Below are 19,244 nucleotides of genomic sequence, written 5' to 3'. Positions count from 1 at the left end.
CGCCCTGACGATGACGTGCGCCCTGGCGTTGCCGGTGTTTGCACAGGAAAAGCCGGTGGCCGGCGCGGTGGCGGAAGGCTCGCTCAAGGGCAAGACGCTGACCTTCGTCTCCTATGGTGGCATCTACCAGGACGGCCAGGTCGCCGCCCTGCAGGAATTCGTGGAGAAATCCGGCGTGACGCTGCTCAATGACGGGCCGACGGAAATCGCCAAGCTGAAGGCCCAGGTCGATGCCGGCAACGTCACCTGGGACGTCGTCGATACCGCCGACCTGCCGCCCTATGTCCATTGCGGCACGCTGTTCCAGAAACTCGACTTCTCCAAGCTCGACGTCTCGAAGATCCCGCCGGGCCAGGTCGGCGAATGCTCGGTTCCGGCCATGAACTACGGCGTCGTCCTGATGTACAAGACCGAGACCTACAAGGACAACCCGCCGAAGAACTGGCTCGATTTCTTCGATACGGAGAAGTTCCCCGGCACCCGCGCCGTCGATGGCAGCGGCGATCCGACCGGCGGCCTGATCGAGCAGGCCTTCAAGGCGACCGGCGGCGACCCGAAGGCCATGACGGCCGACGACATCGAGAAGGGCATCCAGAAGCTGCGCGATCTCGGCCCTGACACGATCTACTGGAAGACGGGCGCCGAATCCCAGCAGCTCGCCGAATCCGGCGAAGCCGACATGATCATGATGTGGACGGGCCGCGCCATGACCGCCGTGAAGAACGGCGCCGCCTATGCCCCCGTCTGGCAGGACTGGCTGGTCGTCATGGACCAGATGACCATTCCGGTCGGCGTCAAGGACACCGATGCTGCCTATGCGCTGCTCAACGCCTATCTCGGCCAGCGCTCGCAGGAGATCCTCACCGAAAAGACCTCCTATACGCCGATCAATCTCGACGCCAAGCCGAAGGTCGACGACGCGACGGCCGCCTTCCTCACCTCGACGCCGGAGCGCATCGCCCAGGGTTACCAGCAGAACATTCCGTTCTGGGTGAAGAACTTCGACCTCGCCGCCGAGAAGTGGAACGCGCTGCTCTCGGGCAACTGAGGACTGAATGCAGAAATCCCGTCCTGGCCTGCGGCCAGGGCGGGGTGACACGGCCGCAGACGAACCACGGGAGACGACCTTGACCGACATGCCCGACAGACCGGCCCTTCCGGCACAATGGCGACCGCGCGGCGCGGTCTGGCTGGCCGCGCCCGCCGTCCTCGTGCTGCTCCTCGTGCTCGCCTATCCGCTCGCCATCGTCGTGTGGCGCTCGTTTACCGATCCGGCCACCGGCATCGACAACTATGTCTGGTTCTTCCAGTCCGCGGTGAACCGCACCGTCCTGCAGCGCACCTTCGTCGTCGCCGCCTGGGTGACGCTCGTCTCGCTGATCTGCGCCTACCCTTACGCCTATGCCATGACCATCGTGGGCAAGAACGTGCGGCTGGCCCTCATTCTCTGCGTGCTCGTGCCCTTCTGGCTGAGCGGCGTGGTGCGCACGCTCGCCTGGGTCATCCTCCTGCAGGATTCCGGCGTCATCAACTCCTTCCTGCGCGGCGTCGGCCTGTCGCCGGTCAAGCTCATCCGCACGCTGCCCGGCGTCATCATCGGCATGACGCAGGTGCTGCTGCCCTTCATGATCCTGCCGATCTATTCCGTCATGAAGGGCATCGACACGCGTCTCCTGCAGGCCGCCCGCAGCCTCGGGGCAAAGCCCTGGCGCGCCTTCCTGCAGATCTACGTGCCGCTGTCGCTGCCCGGCGTCTATGCCGGCGTCATCATCGTCTTCATCCTGTCGCTGGGCTTCTACATCACCCCGGCCCTGCTCGGCGGCCCGCGCAGCACGATGCTCTCCTCGCTGGTGCAGAACCAGGTGCTGAGCCTGCTGAACTGGGGCCGCGGCGGCGCCATGGGCGTGGTGCTGCTCGTCGCCACCTTCGTGCTGCTCGCCATAGCCGCTCCGCTGATGCGCCAGAAGCACACCTCGTCGCGCAGGGAGGCCTGAACCATGTCCGCCCTTCCCCGCATCCTCCTCGGTCTCTTCTGCCTGCTCGTCGCCGTGCTGCTGCTCGCGCCGACGCTGGTGGTGATCCCGATGTCCTTCAACGGCAACAAGTCGCTCGCCTTTCCGCCGGACGGTTTCTCCTGGCAATGGTACGCGAACTTCTTCTCCAACCCGGACTGGACGACGAGCTTCACCAATTCGCTGATCATCGCCCTCATCGTCGCGGTCGTCGCCACGGTCATCGGCACGCTCGCCGCCTTCGGCGTCACCCGCGCCGCCGCACGCACCGGGGGGCTGCTGCGCGCATTGCTGATCACCCCGATGGTCGTTCCCGGCGTGGTGCTGGCCATCGGCATCTATGCGGTCTATCTCGACGCCCATCTCGTCGGCACCGTCACCGGCTTCGTCCTGGCGCATACCATGCTCGCCATCCCCTTCGTGCTGATCGCCGTGCAGGCGAGCCTCGAAGTCTTCGACCGGCGGCTGGAAACCGCCGCCGCCAGCCTCGGCGCGAACCGGTTGACGGTGTTCCGCACGGTCACGCTGCCGCTGATCCTGCCGGGCGTGCTTTCGGGTGCACTCTTCGCCTTCATCACGTCTTTCGACGAGATCATCGTCGCCCTGTTCATCACAAGCCCCTATCTCAAGACCTTGCCGGTGCAGATCTACACGTCGATCACGCGCGATGCCGACCCGACCGTCGCCGCCGTCGGCACCCTGCTTTTCCTCGCAACGTCGCTCATCATCATTGCCGGCCTGCTCTTCGGCATGCGCCGTGGAAGGACCTGACCCATGACCGCACCCCAACGCTCCGCCGGCGCCGCCATCGAAATCCGCAAGGCCTCCAAGCGTTACGGCGCCTTCACGGCGCTGAAGGATATCGATCTGCATATCCGCCCCGGCGAGTTCATGACGCTGCTCGGCCCCTCGGGTTCAGGCAAGACGACGACGCTGAACCTCATCGCCGGCTTCACCGACATCAGCTCCGGCGCGCTGGAGATCGGCGGCAAGAGCGTCACCGGCCTGCCCTCGCACAAGCGCAATATCGGCGTCGTCTTCCAGCACTATGCGCTCTTCCCGCACATGACCGTCGGCAAGAATGTCGCCTATCCGCTGGCACTGCGCAGCATCAGGGGCGACGACCGGGAGAAGAGGGTCAGACGCGCACTCGACATGGTGAAAATGGCGGACTTCGCCCATCGTTACCCGAACGAACTCTCCGGCGGCCAGCAGCAGCGCGTGGCGCTCGCCCGCGCCCTCGTCTTCGATCCGCCGCTTCTCCTGATGGACGAGCCGCTCGGCGCGCTCGACAAGAAGCTGCGCGAATGGCTGCAGCTGGAGATCAAGCGCATCCACCGCGAACTCGGCACCACCTTCGTCTACGTCACCCACGACCAGGAAGAGGCGCTGGTGCTGTCGGACCGCATCGCCGTCTTCAATGGCGGGCGCATCGAGCAGATCGGCACCGGCCGCGAACTCTACGACAACCCGGCAACGCTCTTCGTCGGCCGCTTCATCGGCGAATCCACCGTGCTGCGCGGCGCGGCCGAGGCCGTGGGCAACGACACGGTCATGACGATTGCCGGCCAGAAGGTTCTTGCGAACGGCCGCCTTGCCGGCGATGCGCGTCCCGTCATCCTGCTCCGGCCCGAGCGCGTGGCGCTGAAACGCCCCGGCGCAGAGACCATTGCCGGTGAAAACCGCCTCTCCGGCACCGTCGCCGAGGCGATCTATCTCGGCTCCGGTTCGAAATACGAGGTGAAACTGAAGGACGGCACCGTGGCGGTCGTGCGCAGCCCGCTCGGCGCGGCCGATTTTGCCATCGGCGATGCCGTCGACATCGCCTTCACCCCTGCCGATCTCATCCTCCTCCCCGACGATGCCAGCGCCGACGTGACGCTGACCTGAACCGAAAGCACATCCCATGGACGTCAAGACCAACGGCAACATCTCCTTCTGGTATGCCGATATCGGCGGCATTCCCCAAAAGCGCCCGCCCCTTCCGGGTGACCGCGACGCCGATGTCTGCATCATCGGCGCCGGCTATACCGGACTGTGGACCGCCTACTATCTGAAGAAGGCCAATCCGGCCCTCGACATCGTCGTCGTCGAGCGCGAATTCGCCGGCTTCGGCGCCTCGGGGCGCAATGGCGGCTGGCTTTCCGGCGGCTTCGGCTGGTCGCGTGAAAAATACCTGAAGACCTCGACCCGCGAGGCGGTCATCGGCATGCAGCGCGCCATGGCCGGCACGGTGGACGAGGTGATCCGCGTCACCGAGGCCGAGGGCATCGACGCCGACATCATCCGCACCGACAACCTCACGGTCGCCACCAATGCACCGCAGCTCGCGCGAGCCCGCGAGGAGTACCAGTTCTATCTCGACTGGCAGATGCCGGCCGAGCGCCTGCAGATGCTGTCCGCCGCGGAGGCGGCGAAGCGTATCAACATCGCCAATGCCCAGGGCGGCTTCGTGATCCGCGACACGGCGCGCGTGCAACCGGCCAAGCTGGTGCGCGGGCTTGCCAAGGTGGTGGAGGGCCTCGGCGTTTCGATCTACGAAGGCACCGCCGTCACGGGTTTCGAGAAAGGCCGCGTGTCGACCGAGCGCGGCACGGTGCGCGCACCCGTCATCATCCGCGCGACGGAAGGCTTTACCGCGGGCTTCCCCGGCGAGGAGCGTACCTGGCTGCCGCTCAACAGCGCGCAGATCGTCACCGAACCGGTTCCGGAAAAGCTCTGGGAAGAGATCGGCTGGGCGGGCCATGAACTGCTCGGCGACGCCGCCCATGCCTATTGCTACGCCCAGCGCACCCGCGAGGGCCGCATCACCATGGGCGGGCGCGGCGTGCCCTATCGCTTCGGCTCGAAGACCGACGTCAACGGACAGACGCAGCAGGCGACCATCGATGCGCTGCACGCCATCCTCACCCGCCTGCTACCGCAGACGAAATCGCTGAAGATCGACCACGCCTGGTGCGGCGTGCTCGGCGTGCCGCGCGACTGGTGCACGGCCGCCGGCTTCGACCGGGCGAGCGGCATCGGCTGGGCGGGCGGCTATGTCGGCCTCGGCGTCTCCTCCTCCAACCTTGCCGGCCGCACGCTGACCGACCTCGTGCTCGGCCGCGACACCGAATTGACGCGCCTGCCCTGGGTCAATCGCACGGTGCGCAAATGGGAGCCGGAGCCGTTCCGCTGGCTCGGCGTGCATTCCATGTACCAGCTCTATCGCATTGCCGACGAACGCGAATTCGACGGCCTGCCACACACCTCGCGGCTCGCGGCCATCGCCGACCGCATTACCGGCCACTGACAGTCTCAAAGGAATAGTCCCATGATCCATGTCGAGAATTTCGGCGATCTCCTCAGCCTCGATATCGGCGCCTTCGCGCCCAAGCCCACCTCCTTCGAGGGTGAGCAGCAGGAGGCGACCGCCGTGCTCTGGACGAGCCCGGACGGCAACATGGAGACCGGCATCTGGGAATGCACGCCCGGCCGCTTCACCGCCGACCGTACCAAGATCGCGGAGATCTGCCATATCCTCACCGGCCGCGTGACGCTGCACAACGGCGACGGCACCAGCCGTGACATCGGCGCGGGCGAGATGTTCGTGCTGCCGCACGGCTGGCGCGGCGAATGGACGATCCACGAGCGCACGCGCAAGATCTACACCATGGTCGCCGGCGGCGTCTGACGATGACCGACGCCTTCCCGCATCTCTTCCAGCCGCTGAAAATCCGCGGCGTCGTCTTGAAGAACCGCATCATGTCGAGCGGCCATGATACGACGCTGCCGACCGACGGCCTCGTCAACGAGGCCCTGCTCGCCTATCACGCCGCACGCGTGAAGGGCGGCGCGGGGCTGATCGTCAGCCAGGTGGCGGGCGTGCACGAGACGGCGCGCTACACCTCGCACATGCTGATGGCGACGGAGGACGACTGCATTGCGGGTTATCGCCGGCTTGCGGACCTCTGTCATGCGGACGGCTGCGTCCTCTTCTCGCAGCTCTTCCATCCCGGCCGCGAGATCATGGAGGGCGGCGACGGCCTCCTGACCGTCGCCTATGCGCCATCCGTCTCGCCGAACGAACGGTTCCGCGTCATGCCGCGCGCGCTCGACAAGCGCATGATCGACGAGATCGTCGCCGGCTATGCCGCGGCGGCCCGGCGCATGCATGCGGCTGGCGTCGATGGCGTGGAGTTCGTCGCGAGCCACGGCTACCTGCCGGCGCAGTTCTTCAACGCCCGCGTCAACCGCCGCACGGACGCCTATGGCGGCACGCTGGAAAACCGGCTGCGTTTTGCCGCCGAGGCGCTTTCGGCCATGCGCGCGGCGACCTCGGACGATTTCGTCATCGGCATGCGCATCAGCAGCGGCGAGCGGGACGAGGCGGGGCTGGCCGACGATGAGGCGCTGGACATCTGCCGCCGGCTGGAACCGCTGCTCGACTATGTCAGCGTTACCGCAGGCACCTCCGCCTCGCTCGGCGGCGCGGTGCATATCGTGCCGCCCATGGCCTATCGCGCCGCCTATCTTGCGGGCGATGCCGCGCGATTCCGCAAGGCGCTCACTGTTCCCGTATTCCTGACCGGCCGCATCAACCAGCCGCAGGAGGCCGAGACGGTCATTGCCAGCGGCGCGGCCGATGTCTGCGGCATGACACGGGCGATGATCTGCGACCCCGACATGCCCGGCAAGGCGCAGGAGGGCCGGACGGACGACATCCGCGCCTGCATCGCCTGCAACCAGGCCTGCATCGGCCATTTCCATCGCGGCGTGCCGATCTCCTGCATCCAGCACCCCGAAACCGGCCGCGAGCTGACATTCGGGACGCTGACGCCGGCCGCAAGGCCGAAATCCGTGATGGTCGTCGGCGGCGGGCCGGCGGGGCTGAAGGCGGCCGCGGTCGCCGCCGCACGCGGCCACAAGGTCACGCTCTACGAAGCGGCCGGCCAGCTCGGCGGTCAGGCGCTTCTTGCCCAGCAATTGCCGCGCCGCGCGGAATTCGGCGGCATCGTCACCAACCTGTCCCACGAGGTGGCGCTTGCCAATGTCCGCGTTCAGCGCGGCGTGCGCGTCGACCGGGCGCTCGTGGCGGCGGAACGGCCGGATGCGGTGATCCTCGCGACGGGCGCGCGGCCCTATCGGCCGGAGATCCCCATCGACGACAGCATCCAGGTGGTCGATGCCTGGCAGGTGCTGCGCAAGGAGGTCAAGACGGGCGGGCGCGTCGTCGTCGCAGACTGGCGCTGCGACTGGATCGGCCCGGGTATCGCAGAACTCTTGACCAACCAGGGCTGCAGCGTCGATCTCGCCGTCAATGGAACCCATGCCGGCGAGCTGCTGCCGCTCTATGTGCGCGACAACCTCGCCGCCGAACTGCACCGTATCGGCGTGCGCGTGACACCCTATGCCCGCCTCTATGGCGGCGACGGGGGCACGCTCTACATGCAGCACGCCACCAGCGGCGAGCCGATCCTCTTCGAGGATGTGGAAACGCTGGTGCTCTGTCTGGGCCACGAACCGGTGGACGATCTTGGCGAGGCGCTGCGCGATCTCGTGCCAGACGTGCACGTCATCGGCGACAGCCTTGCCCCACGCACCGCCGAGGAAGCCGTCTACGAGGGCCTGAAGATCGGAGCGGCGCTCTGACAAAGGAAAACGCCGCGGAGGATATCCGCGGCGTCTTTCTCGGCAAACCGGGTCGATCAGACGAGATCGAAGCGGTCGGCGTTCATGACCTTGGTCCAGGCGGCGACGAAGTCCCGGGCGAACTTCTCGCCGGCGTCGGCCGAGCCATAGACTTCCGCGAAGGCGCGCAGCTGGGCGTGCGAGCCGAAGACCAGGTCGACGCGGGTGCCGGTCCACTTGGCTTCGTTCGTCTTGCGGTCGCGGCCTTCATAGACGCCCTGCTGGCCGGCGACGGGCGACCAGACGGTGCCCATGTCGAGCAGGTTGACGAAGAAGTCGTTCGTCAGCGCTTCCGGACGGGTCGTGAGGACGCCGTGCTCCGGCTGGCCGGCCGTCAGGACACGCAGGCCGCCGACGAGAACCGTCAGTTCCGGCGCGGTCAGCGTCAGCAGCTGGGCGCGGTCGATCAGCGCTTCCTCGGGCTTCATGAACTGCATGCGGTTGGCGTTGACGTAGTTGCGGAAGCCATCGATACGGGGTTCCAGCGCCGCGAAGGATGCGACGTCGGTCTGCGCGTCGGATGCATCCATACGGCCGGGCGTGACGGGCACGGTGACATCATGGCCGCCGGCCTTCGCCGCCTTTTCCACACCGGCGGCACCCGCCAGCACGATGAGGTCGGCGAGCGAGATCTTCTTGCCGCCAGTCTGGGCCGCGTTGAAGTCCGCCTGGATGCCTTCCAGCACGCCGAGAACCTTGGCGAGCTGTTCCGGCTGGTTGACCTCCCAGTCCTTCTGCGGGGCAAGGCGGATGCGCGCGCCATTGGCGCCGCCGCGCTTGTCGGAACCGCGGAAGGTCGAGGCGGAAGCCCAGGCCGTGGAGACCAGTTCCTGCACCGAGAGACCCGAAGCGAGAACCCTGGCCTTGAGGTCGGCGATATCCTTCGCGTCGACCAGCGGGTGGTCGACGGCCGGGATGACGTCCTGCCAGATCAGGTCTTCGGCCGGAACTTCCGGGCCGAGGTAGCGGGCCTTCGGGCCCATGTCGCGGTGGGTCAGCTTGAACCAGGCGCGGGCGAAGGCATCGGCGAACTGGTCGGGGTTTTCCAGGAACCGGCGCGAGATCGTCTCATAGATCGGATCGAACCGCAGCGCGAGGTCGGAGGTGAGCATGCGCGGCAGATGCTTCTTCGAAGCATCGAACGCGTCCGGGATCGTCGCGCCGGCGCCCTTGGCGACCCACTGGTGCGCGCCGGCCGGGCTCTTTTCCAGTTCCCATTCGTAGCCGAACAGGTTCCAGAAGAAGTTGTTGCTCCACTTGGTCGGCGTGGACGTCCAGGTGACTTCCAGACCGCTGCCGATCGCGTCCTTGCCGACGCCCGAATTGAACGTGCTCTTCCAGCCGAGGCCCTGGGCTTCCAGGTCGCCGGCTTCCGGATCGGCGCCGACATGGGTGGCTTCGCCCGCGCCGTGCGTCTTGCCGAAGGTATGACCACCGGCGATCAGCGCCACGGTCTCTTCGTCGTTCATCGCCATGCGGGCGAAGGTCTCGCGGATGTCGCGGGCCGAGGCGAGCGGGTCCGGATTGCCGTTCGGGCCTTCCGGATTGACGTAGATGAGACCCATCTGCACGGCGCCGAGCGGTTCGGCAAGCTGGCGCTCGCCGCTATAGCGCTCATCGCCGAGCCAGGTGTTTTCCGGGCCCCAGTAAAGCTCTTCCGGCTCCCAGACGTCGGCGCGGCCGCCGGCGAAGCCGAAGGTCTTGAAGCCCATGGATTCCAGGGCGACATTGCCCGTGAGGATCAGAAGGTCGGCCCAGGAGATCTTGTTGCCGTATTTCTGCTTGATCGGCCACAGCAGGCGGCGGGCCTTGTCGAGGTTGACGTTGTCGGGCCACGAGTTCAGCGGGGCGAACCGCTGCTGGCCCTGACCGGCGCCGCCGCGGCCATCGGTGGTGCGGTAGGTGCCGGCGGAGTGCCAGGCCATGCGGATGAAGAGGCCGCCATAGTGACCGAAGTCGGCCGGCCACCATTCCTGCGAATCGGTCATCAGCGCGCGAAGGTCCTGCTTCAGCGCGTCGAGGTCGAGCGACTTGAAGGCTTCGGCGTAGTCGAAGTCCTTGCCCATCGGATCGGAGAGATTGGAATGGGTGTGCAGGACCTGAACGTCCAGCTGGTTCGGCCACCAGTCGCGGTTCGACCGACCCTTGGTTACCGAATGGGCGACGGGACACTTGCCGGCGGTGTCAGTTTTCTGGTCCATGGTTTTCTCCTGTTGTGTCGGTGGTCAGGCTTTCCGAAGGAAGCGCTTGCCTTGTGTTCCTCATATCGGAAGCGTGTGATAAATTTAAGTTGGATTTACTGATCGCTACGATAAGTTTTCATTATGACGAACCTTACACTCAAGCAGCTTCGCTATTTCGAGGCCCTGACCCGGCATGGCCGTTTCCGGCTTGCCGCCGAGGCCTGCGCCATCTCTCAGCCCGCGCTCTCCATGCAAATCAAGGAGCTGGAGGCGGAACTTGGCAACGATCTGTTCGAGCGCAGCGCCCGGGACGTGAAGCTGACCGCCTTCGGCGAGACCTTCGCCCACCGCGCCCGCGACATCCTGAGGGCTGTGGACGAACTGGGGGAACTTGCCCGCGCCGCACGCAATCCCTTCCTTGCGCGGCTGAGGATCGGCATCATCCCCACCGTCGCGCCCTATCTCTTGCCCGCCATCATAAACGATCTCACCTCCGCCTTCGACGGTATTCAGATCGACGTGCGCGAAACGCAGACGGCAAGGTTGCTCCAGGAGTTGCTGCAGGGCGAACTCGATCTTGCCATCGTGGCGCTGCCGGTCTCCGAACCCTCGCTCACCGAACTCAAGCTGTTCGAGGAGGATTTCGTACTGGTCCGCCACAGCGACGACGAGGGCCGGCCGGTACCCGAACGGGATGCCCTGCGTGAAATGCGGCTCCTGCTGCTTGAGGAAGGTCACTGCTTCCGCGAGCAGGCGCTCTCTTTCTGCCGCGTCGGCTCGGCGCGGCCGCGGGAGATCATGGAGGGCAGCTCGCTCTCCACGCTCGTGCAGATGGTGGGCGCCGGAATCGGCGTCACGTTGATACCGGAAATGGCCGTACCGGTGGAAACGCGTTCGGCGCCGGTTTCCATCGCCCGTTTCCCGCCGCCCTCCCCCTCGCGCACCATCGGCATGGTCTGGCGCAACTCGACGCCGCTCGCCCGTCAGCTGCGCGAGATCGCCGGGGTGGTGCGCCACTCGTGCGGGACGATGCGCCGCGCAAAGTAACCCGCCCGGCAAACGCAGCGCGCGTCCGGCAGGCGAAGCCACACCTACAGGTTCAGGCAAGCTCATCCCTGTATCGAGCAGGCTGCCAGATCGTGTGTTTTCTTCGTTTGTTTTTCCAGGACTTTGCCATGACGTCGATCGTTTCTTCGCTCAGCCTCAGCCAGATTCGGCAGCTCACGACAGACGCGATCCAGCGCTGGACGACGGAAGACGTCGCCTCGCTTTCCTCCAGCCAGATCGGCGCGTTCTCCTCAAGACAGATCGCCGCGCTCGAGACGGACGATATCGGCATCCTCAGCGCCGGGCAGATCGGCGCGATCTCGCAGAGCGCCATCGTCGGCCTGTCGCTCGACCAGATCGGCATGCTCAACAGGTTCTCCACCGGCCAGATCGAAAGCCTGACGTCGAACCAGATCGCCGCCATGAGCGCCGGACAGCTCGGCTGGCTTTCGCCCGAACAGGCCGAGGCGCTGACCGCCTCGCAGATCCGCGGCCTCAGTGCGGCCCAGATCGCCGCCTTCTCCACCGCCGACCTCGTGACCTTCTCGAACGAGGACATGGCCGCGATCAGCTACAAGGCCGTGCAGGGCCTCGGCACGGCGGCCTTCGCGGCGCTTTCCAGTGATCAGATCGCCGCCATCACGCCCCTTGCCATGGCCGGCCTCACCCAGGCGCAGGCGGCCGGGCTCACGCCGGACCAGATCCGGGCGATGACGACCGACCAGATCGCCCTGCTGAAGCCCACACAGATCGCGGCACTCAGCAAGAGTGCGCTCGAGGCCTTCTCCGAAGCACAGATCACCGCCCTCAGCACGAGCGCCATCACGGGTCTTGCATCCTGGCAGATCGGCGCACTCAACACCGACCAGATCGAAGCGCTCTCGCCCCAGCAGGTCGGCGCACTCTCCGCCGGGCAGATCGCCGCCCTTGGCGCGGACGATCTCGAAACCTTCTCGCCGGAGGATATCGCCGCCATTTCCAGCCGCGCGCTCTCGGGCCTCGGCACCGACAAGATCGCGGCGCTTTCTCCCGAATTCATCGCCGCCCTCAGCCCGCAGGCGATCCCCGGCCTCACGACCGCACAGGTCGCCGCATTCACACCCGAGCAGGTGGCGGCCCTGACGCCGGTGCAGATCGGCTCGCTGAACGCCGCGCAGATCTCGGCCTTCAGCGCCAGCACGATCGAAGAACTGTCCCCCGAAGATATCGCCGCCATATCCGCCAAGGCCATCAAGGGCCTGAGCCCGGCGGCGCTTGCAGCCCTCAGCAGCGCACAGATCGGCGCCCTGACGCTGGCGCAGATCGGCGCCCTTGACGCCCGGCAGATCGCCGCCTTGACCACCGACAGTGTCGAAGCCCTTTCCCTGACCCAGATCGCCGCGCTTTCCAGCAGCGCGGTCCGGGGCCTGACCGCCGACCAGATCGACGCCATGAGCCGCGAGCAGATCGAGGCCTTCCAGCCGGAACAGGTGCGCGGCCTCACCGCCCAGCAGCTTGCCGCCTTCGACAGCGACGACATCGCCGTCTTTTCCCCGCAGGATATCGCCGCGCTTTCGGCAAACGCGCTCTCCGGCCTCAGCACCGATGCCATTGCCGGCCTGACGCCCGAGCAGATCGCGCTGCTTCCCGTCAAGACCATCGCCGGCCTGACGTCGAAGCAGATCGCCGCCCTCAGCGAGGAACAGGCCGAAGCGCTCAACCCGACCCAGATCAGGGCGCTCACGGCTGTCCAGATGGGGGCCTTCAGCGCCGACGCCCTGCGCACCTTCTCCAACGCAGATATCGCGGCGATCCAGAACAATGCCGTCGTCGGCATCGGCACCGATGCGCTGGCAGGGCTCAGCACGGAACAGATCATGGCGCTGACCACCGCCCAGATCAGCGTTCTGCGCTCCAACCAGATCGCCGCCCTCGGCACCGAACAGGTCGAAGCCTTCACGCCCGCGCAGGTGCGGGCGATGAACCTGACGCAGCTTCGCGCGCTCTCCGCCGACGCGCTCGGGACCTTCTCGACGGCCGACATGGCCGCGCTGCAGAACCGCGCCGTTTCCGGCATCAGCTCGGCAGCCCTCGCGAATCTTTCGCCCGAACAGATCTCCGCTCTTTCTACGGCCGCGCTCGCCGCCCTCGCACCGGCCCAGATGCGCGCGCTGAGCACTCTCCAGATCGAGGCGCTGTCGACCGTGCAGGTCGCCGCACTGACCTCCGGCCAGCTTGCCGCCATCGATCCGGCCGCGCTTGCCGACCTTTCGCCGGAACAGATCGCCGCGATCAGCAGCAAGGCCATCATGGGCCTGCCGACCTCGGCGCTTGCCGCGCTGACGCCGGAGCAGATCGCCGAATTGAGCCCGAACGTCGTCGGCGGCCTTTCCACCGCGCAGATCGCCGCCCTCAGCGCCGCTCAGGTCGAGGCCTTCACGCCCGACCAGGTGCGCGCCATGAGCGCCCGCCAGCTGACGGCACTCGGCCCTGAAGGCATTGCCGAATTCAGCCCCGAGGACATGGCGGCGATCAACGCCAAGGCCGTTCCCGGCCTCAGCACCGCGACGCTTGCCGCCCTTTCCGCCGCCCAGATCGCCGCACTGACCGCCACGCAGATCGGCGGCCTCTCTCCGACGCAGATCACCCGCCTGGAGCCCGGCTTCCTCGCTGCGCTGACCCCGGCGCAGATCGCGGCCATCGCCACCAACATCATTCCGAGCCTCAGGCCCGACCAGATCGAGGCGCTGTCGACCGCGCAGGTCGAGGCATTCACATCGGCGCAGGTCAAGGCCCTGACCTCCGCCCAGCTCGCCGCCCTCAGCGCCGCCGACCTCGCCACCTTCTCGGTGGACGACATCGCCGCGCTTTCCAACCAGTCCATCATGGGGCTGAGGGGCGAAGCCCTGGCCGGCCTCAGCACCAGCCAGATCGTCGCCCTGAACCGCACGGCGCTCGCCGCCATGACGGCCGATCAGGTCGATGCGCTCTCCACCGCCCAGCTTGCGGCGCTCACCACCGCGCAGATCAACGCGTTCACGTCCACGCAGCTCTCGGCGCTCGACCCGCAGGACGTCCGGGCGCTGTCGTCCGAACAGATCGCCGCCCTCACCAACCGGGCGGTCTCGGGCTTTGCGCCGGGCACCTTCGCCGCGCTGACCTCCGCGCAGATCGCCGCCATCACCACCGCCTCCTTCACCGGCCTGACGGCCGCCCAGATCGAGGCCCTCAGCTCGCTGCAGGTCGGCCAGCTTTCCACCGCGCAGCTCAAGGTGCTGACAGCCGCGCAGGCCGCCGCCCTCGACAACGACGTCAAGGCCTTCTCCTCCGAACAGATCGCCGCCCTCAGCGCGGCCGCCGTCGCCGGGCTGCAGCCGGGCCAGATCGGCGCGCTCAGCCCGAGCCAGGTCGCCGCCCTCACCACAGCCCAGGTCGGCGCGCTCACCTCCGGCCAGGTCACGGCGCTCAATGCCAGCGACGTTGCCGCCATGTCGACGTCCCAGATCGCCGCGCTCAACGCATCGGGCATTTCGGGTCTCACCGCCAGCCAGATCGCCGCGCTCAGCTCCGGCCAGATCGGCGCGCTCAGCACGAAGCAGATGGCCGCGCTCACCTCCGCGCAAATCCCGGCCTTCGGCACGGACAAGATCGCCGCCCTCACCACGGCCCAGATCGGCGCCCTCAATGCGAGCAGCATCGCAGGCTTCACCTCGCGCCAGCTCTCGGTGCTCAGCACCGCGCAGGCCGAGGCGCTGAACAGCGCCCAGATCGGTGCGCTCAACCCGGACCAGATCGCCGAATTCGGCACCGACGATCTTGCCACGTTCACCACGAGGGAAATCTCGATGATCAGCGCCACGGCCATCCGTGGCCTGTCGGCGGCAACCATCGCCTCGCTCTCGACCGCGCAGATCGCCGCCTTCAGCACCGCCGCCATCGCAGCGATGACCACCCAGCAGATCGCCGCCCTCGGCCTTGCCCAGAGCGAGGCGTTGACCCGCGCGCAGATCGGCGCGCTGAGCGGCGCACAGCTTGCCGCCTTCGCGCCCGAGGAAATCGCCACCTTCTCCGTGGAAGAGATCGGCGCCATCTCCGCAAGCGCCATTACCGGCCTTTCGACCGACATGATCGCGGCGCTTTCGACCGCGCAGATCGCCGGCATCAGCTCCACCGGCGTACCGGGCATGACGACGAAACAGATCGCCGCCCTCAGCCTCGCGCAGGCCGAAGCGCTGACGAGCAGCCAGATCGGCGCGCTGAGCGCCGAGCAGCTCGGCGCCTTCTCGACAGACGAGATCGCCACCTTCCTGCCCCGCGAGATCGCCGCCATCGGTTCATCGGCCATCGGCGGCCTCACGACGGCCGCCGTCGCCGCGCTCACCACCGCGCAGATCGCCGCCCTCAGCACGGGCGCCATCAGCGGACTGGATCCCCGCCAGATCGCCGCCTTCACCAGCGAGCAGATCGACGCCCTGTCGCCGGACCAGGTGCGCGCCCTCGGCGCGCGACAGATCGCCATTCTCGGCCCGAGCTACATCATGACGCTGTCGCCAGCGCAGATCGCGGCACTGAGCCCCAGCGCCATTGCGGGCCTCACGCCCGAGCAGGTCGCCGTCTTCACCAGCGCCCAGGCCGAAGCCCTCACCTCCACACAGGTCGCCGCACTCAGCTCCCGCCAGCTTGCCGCCCTCGATACGGGCAAGCTTGCCACCTTCTCGCTTGCCGACATGGCCGCCATCAGCTCCAGCGCCATCTCCGGTCTTTCGACGGCAACGCTCGCCGCCCTGACGACGAACCAGATCGCCGCGCTCGGCGCTGCCGGCGTTTCCGGCATGACGAGCGACCAGATCGCGGCCCTTTCGACAGCGCAGGTCGAAGCGCTCACCACCGCGCAACTGGGTGCCCTCGGCTCCCGGCAGGTAGCGGCGCTCGGCACGGACGACATCGCGGCGCTGTCGCCGACGCAGATCGGTGCGCTTGGCGCAGCGGGCGCGGCCGGCCTGACCACGACGCAGATCGCCGCCCTCTCCCAGGCCCAGGCCGAAGCGCTGACGAGCACGCAGATCGCCGCCATGAGCTCCGCGCAGGTCGCCGCCTTCAGCACCGCGCAGCTCGAAACCTTCAGCAGCGGGGAAATCGGCTCGATCAGCTCGCGCGCCATTGCCGGCCTGCCGACCGCGGCGATTGCCGCGCTCACCACCGCCCAGATCGCCGCGATCAACACGGCCGGCCTCACCGGCGCCCAGGTCAACGCCCTCAGCAGCCGGCAGCTCGAGGCGCTGACGAGCCTCCAGATGGCCGCGCTCGGCTCCACCCAGATCGCCGCCCTCGGCACCGACGACATCGCAGCGCTTTCGCCCGACCAGATCGCCGCCCTCAGCACCGACGGCATCGCCGCCCTCAGCACCGAACAGGTCGACGCGCTCAGCACCGCCCAGGCGGAGGCGCTGACCAGCACGCAGGTCGCGGCCTTCAATTCGCGGCAGATCGCCGCCCTGAGTGCCGACGATCTCGCCCTGTTCTCGCTCGCCGATATCGGGGCGATCGGTTCGCGGGCGATCACCGGCCTGTCCACGGGCATGATCGCGCTCCTCAGCAACGCGCAGATCGCCGCCCTCGGCACCGCGGGCGTCTCCGGCCTTTCGAGCGATCAGATCGCTGCGCTGAGCGCCGGCCAGATCGAGGCTCTGACCGCCACCCAGATCGCCGCTTTCAGCTCACGGCAGATCGCCGCCTTCGATGCCGGTGAAATCGGGCTGTTCACGTCGGCGGAAATCGCGGCCATCGGTTCGGCGGCCATTGCCGGCCTTTCGCCCGCAATCATCGCCGGCTTCCCCGCCGAGCGGATCGAGGCCTTGAGCCCGGCCGGCATCAGCGGCCTGACGGCCGACCAGATCGAGGCGCTGAGCCCCAGCCAGATCGCCGTCCTCTCCGGTGCGCAGATCGGCGCGCTGAGCTCCAAACAGGTTTCCGCGCTCGCGGTCGAAGACATCGCGGCCCTGACGCCGCGACAGGTCGCGGCGCTCAGCGCCAACGGCATTGCCGGCCTCACCGGTCTGCAGGCTGCGCGCCTTTCCTTCGAGCAGGCCGATGCCTTCACCTCCAGCCAGATCGCGGCGCTCACGGCCGCCGCGCTCGGCGGCCTGTCCAGCGAAGCGCTCGACACCTTCTCGCCGGGCAAGCTCGCCGCCATCGCCTCGGGCGCCATCAAGGGCCTGCCGCCGGCCTATATGGCCGCGCTCTCGCGCGAAGACATCGCGGCCCTCGGCACGGGCACCATTGCCGGCCTCAGCAGCGCCCAGATCGCCGCGCTTTCGACGGATCAGGTCGAAGCCTTCTCGCTCGCCCAGATCGCGGCACTCAGCGCCCCCGGCACGAGCGGCCTGACGACGGCGCAGATGCAGACGATCTCCACCGAAGAGCTCGCCGCCATGAGCGCATCGGCCGTGAAGGGCCTCTCGTCCGGCGTCATCGGCGCGCTCTCGACGGACAGTGTCGCGGCCTTGACCACGGCCCAGATCGCCGCCCTCACCTATGGCCAGATGAACGCCATGAGCGCTTCGCAGGTCGGCGCGCTCTCGACCGATCAGGTCGGTGCGCTGACGGCGACGCAGGCGGCAGCGCTCGGCGCGGACGATCTCGCCACCTTCTCGGTCGAGGATATTCTGGCGCTCAGCTCCAATGCCGTCGTCGGTCTCAGCACGGCAGCTCTGGCAGGGCTCACCGCGGAACAGGCGAACGCCTTCATGCCCGGCCAGCTTGCCGCCATGACCTCCGCGCAGATCGAGGCCCTGCCGCGCGGCCCGGCCGTTTCCGGCTTCAGCTTCATGGCTGCCGACACCGGCAACACCGTCGCACCGTCCACCGACGAGGTGGCAGGCACGCCGGAAGCGCCGCAGGGTTCGAGCGATCCGCAGAACGATATCGCCGCGATCATTTCGTCCTATCTGGAAATCTGAGCCGGAGCAGGCCCGGTCTTCGGGTCTGTACCCGGTGCAGGGCAGTCCTCCACCGCCAAGGCGGGCGGCGCGGCGATGAGCATACGTCCCGCCGTCGCGGCGGAAGAAGCAATCTCCACCCGGTTGCGCCCGTTCGACTTGGCGCGATAGAGCACGCCATCGGCCCGGCGCAGCACATCGTCATAGCCGGCATCGTCCGGCTGGGCGAAGGCGACACCCGCCGAAACGGTCAGCGCGACCCGCCTGCCGTCCAGCCGGAAATCGGCGCGTTCGACCGCCGCGCGCATCCGCTCGGCAAGAGCGGGAATATCGGCTTCACGCGTTTCGCTGAAGAGCACGACGAATTCCTCGCCGCCCGTCCGGGCAAGCATGTCTCCGGGGCGCAATTCCCCGCTCAGGCTGTTGGCGATCTGGACGAGCGCGCGGTCGCCGGCTTCGTGCCCATATGTGTCGTTGATCGCCTTGAACTTGTCGACGTCGAAGACGGCAAGGGCGAAAGCGCCAGCCTCCGCCCTCGCCTCGAGAAAGGCGTCGCTGCCCGCCTGGGCGAGGCTGCGCCGGTTCGGCAGGCCCGTCAGGTAATCGGTGGCCGCCGCGCGCTCCAGCCCGCGCCGCAGCCGATCCGAGCACATCAGCAGGAAGGCCGTCGTCCCCATCACCGGCAGCATGGTCAGCAGGAGCGCGGAAAGCACGTTCAGCCAGTTGCCGCCGGCTTCGACCGCAAAATCCTCAGGGAAGTCTCCGAAAAGATAGACGATGGCGCGCGCAGCGGAATAGAGACCGACCGCCGTGAACAGGACCGCCAGGATCGAGCGCGCCAGCGAGGCATGACCGCGCGAACGGTTCGTCAGGTCCTTCACGCTCATCGCCATCAGACCGACCCAGACCAGCGAGACCGCGGCCATGCGCAACTGAAAATTCGGCTCGACGGCGGAAAACCATAAGACCGCGGCAGTTGCCACGATGCCCGGCAACACGTGCCAGGCTTTCACCTCCAGCTGGAGGAAGCGGCGGATCGCCACGAAATAGGCGGTCAGGCCGAAAGCAAAGGCAGCATTGGCAAGCGACAGCATGACCGCGCGCGGCAACGGCTCACCGAAAGCGAAGACGACGCAGCCAAGCGCCACCAGCAGCGTGCCGGTGCACCAATGGCTCGCGGCCGGCCGCAGGTTCGCGGGAAGCTCCCGCCCCATGGCGGTCAGGATCGCTCCATTGGCCAGCACCATGATCGAGGCCATCGTGAATATGGTTTTCGCATCCATCGCGAACGCATTCCTCCGGATCGGAGATCGTTTTCGGTCCTGCGGACGGCGCAGCACACAGGCCGGACCCTAGGACGGATCGACATTCACTGCATCCATATCATCGCTGCGATGAGGTGAATGAAGCCCGAG

At 67.4% G+C, this 19,244-nt stretch carries 11 protein-coding genes; 9 read left to right on the top strand and 2 right to left on the bottom strand.

Features of this window, described 5'->3' with window-relative positions; translation table 11 throughout:
• The first annotated feature begins 10 nt into the window (after positions 1-10).
• The 7 genes from V8U06_RS20180 to V8U06_RS20150 all read left to right on the top strand — a co-directional run bounded on the left by V8U06_RS20180 (position 11) and on the right by V8U06_RS20150 (position 7,643).
• Positions 11-1,048 carry an extracellular solute-binding protein gene (locus tag V8U06_RS20180; protein WP_427142284.1) on the top strand — a complete coding sequence of 346 codons (1,038 nt, stop codon included), beginning with the start codon at positions 11-13 and terminating at the stop codon, positions 1,046-1,048.
• Positions 1,049-1,136: 88 nt separating this feature from the next.
• Positions 1,137-1,994, top strand: a complete 858-nt coding sequence (locus V8U06_RS20175) for an ABC transporter permease (protein ID WP_427142216.1) — start codon at positions 1,137-1,139, stop codon at positions 1,992-1,994.
• 3 nt (positions 1,995-1,997) lie between these two features.
• Complete coding sequence (locus tag V8U06_RS20170) at positions 1,998-2,783, top strand: ABC transporter permease (RefSeq protein ID WP_427142215.1); 786 nt, start codon at positions 1,998-2,000, stop codon at positions 2,781-2,783.
• A 3-nt stretch (positions 2,784-2,786) separates the two neighbouring features.
• Positions 2,787-3,902 (top strand): ABC transporter ATP-binding protein, encoded by a 1,116-nt coding sequence (locus V8U06_RS20165; protein ID WP_427142214.1) that lies wholly within the window; start codon positions 2,787-2,789, stop codon positions 3,900-3,902.
• Between the two features lie 16 nt (positions 3,903-3,918).
• Positions 3,919-5,304 carry an NAD(P)/FAD-dependent oxidoreductase gene (locus V8U06_RS20160; RefSeq protein ID WP_427142213.1) on the top strand — a complete coding sequence of 462 codons (1,386 nt, stop codon included), beginning with the start codon at positions 3,919-3,921 and terminating at the stop codon, positions 5,302-5,304.
• Positions 5,305-5,325: 21 nt separating this feature from the next.
• Positions 5,326-5,685, top strand: coding sequence for a cupin domain-containing protein (locus V8U06_RS20155; RefSeq protein ID WP_427142212.1), 360 nt, complete (start codon positions 5,326-5,328; stop codon positions 5,683-5,685).
• 2 nt (positions 5,686-5,687) lie between these two features.
• Positions 5,688-7,643 (top strand): FAD-dependent oxidoreductase, encoded by a 1,956-nt coding sequence (locus V8U06_RS20150; RefSeq protein WP_427142211.1) that lies wholly within the window; start codon positions 5,688-5,690, stop codon positions 7,641-7,643.
• Positions 7,644-7,699: 56 nt separating this feature from the next.
• On the opposite strand, the gene katG is transcribed toward V8U06_RS20150, so the two are convergent.
• Positions 7,700-9,883: a catalase/peroxidase HPI gene (gene katG / locus V8U06_RS20145; RefSeq protein WP_427142210.1), complete on the bottom strand. Its 2,184-nt coding sequence runs from the start codon at positions 9,881-9,883 to the stop codon at positions 7,700-7,702.
• A 123-nt stretch (positions 9,884-10,006) separates the two neighbouring features.
• Here katG and V8U06_RS20140 point away from each other — a divergent pair, with 123 nt between their 5' ends.
• Positions 10,007-10,912 (top strand): hydrogen peroxide-inducible genes activator, encoded by a 906-nt coding sequence (locus V8U06_RS20140; protein WP_427142209.1) that lies wholly within the window; start codon positions 10,007-10,009, stop codon positions 10,910-10,912.
• A gap of 128 nt (positions 10,913-11,040) precedes the next feature.
• Positions 11,041-17,850 carry a hypothetical protein gene (locus tag V8U06_RS20135; protein WP_427142208.1) on the top strand — a complete coding sequence of 2,270 codons (6,810 nt, stop codon included), beginning with the start codon at positions 11,041-11,043 and terminating at the stop codon, positions 17,848-17,850.
• Here V8U06_RS20135 and V8U06_RS20130 read toward each other — a convergent pair.
• Positions 17,835-19,112 carry a GGDEF domain-containing protein gene (locus V8U06_RS20130; protein ID WP_427142207.1) on the bottom strand — a complete coding sequence of 426 codons (1,278 nt, stop codon included), beginning with the start codon at positions 19,110-19,112 and terminating at the stop codon, positions 17,835-17,837. The two genes, V8U06_RS20135 and V8U06_RS20130, sit on opposite strands and share 16 nt — an antisense overlap.
• Between the last annotated feature and the right edge of the window lie 132 nt (positions 19,113-19,244).

The organism is Shinella sp. G-2 (genome assembly GCF_050172695.1).
Classification (GTDB): domain Bacteria; phylum Pseudomonadota; class Alphaproteobacteria; order Rhizobiales; family Rhizobiaceae; genus Shinella.
Note: the sequence above shows the minus strand (reverse complement) of the source record. Positions and strands in the feature narration are given on the sequence as shown.

Excerpts from the sequence above, each read along its gene's own strand:
- V8U06_RS20175 (WP_427142216.1), top strand. The coding sequence starts at position 1,137 with ATGCCCGACAGACCGGCCCTTCCGGCACAATGGCGACCGCGCGGCGCG.
- katG (WP_427142210.1), bottom strand. The coding sequence starts at position 9,883 with ATGGACCAGAAAACTGACACCGCCGGCAAGTGTCCCGTCGCCCATTCG.
- V8U06_RS20155 (WP_427142212.1), top strand. The coding sequence starts at position 5,326 with ATGATCCATGTCGAGAATTTCGGCGATCTCCTCAGCCTCGATATCGGC.
- V8U06_RS20150 (WP_427142211.1), top strand. The coding sequence starts at position 5,688 with ATGACCGACGCCTTCCCGCATCTCTTCCAGCCGCTGAAAATCCGCGGC.
- V8U06_RS20165 (WP_427142214.1), top strand. The coding sequence starts at position 2,787 with ATGACCGCACCCCAACGCTCCGCCGGCGCCGCCATCGAAATCCGCAAG.
- V8U06_RS20160 (WP_427142213.1), top strand. The coding sequence starts at position 3,919 with ATGGACGTCAAGACCAACGGCAACATCTCCTTCTGGTATGCCGATATC.
- V8U06_RS20130 (WP_427142207.1), bottom strand. The coding sequence starts at position 19,112 with ATGGATGCGAAAACCATATTCACGATGGCCTCGATCATGGTGCTGGCC.
- V8U06_RS20140 (WP_427142209.1), top strand. The coding sequence starts at position 10,007 with ATGACGAACCTTACACTCAAGCAGCTTCGCTATTTCGAGGCCCTGACC.
- V8U06_RS20170 (WP_427142215.1), top strand. The coding sequence starts at position 1,998 with ATGTCCGCCCTTCCCCGCATCCTCCTCGGTCTCTTCTGCCTGCTCGTC.
- V8U06_RS20135 (WP_427142208.1), top strand. The coding sequence starts at position 11,041 with ATGACGTCGATCGTTTCTTCGCTCAGCCTCAGCCAGATTCGGCAGCTC.
- V8U06_RS20180 (WP_427142284.1), top strand. The coding sequence starts at position 11 with ATGACGTGCGCCCTGGCGTTGCCGGTGTTTGCACAGGAAAAGCCGGTG.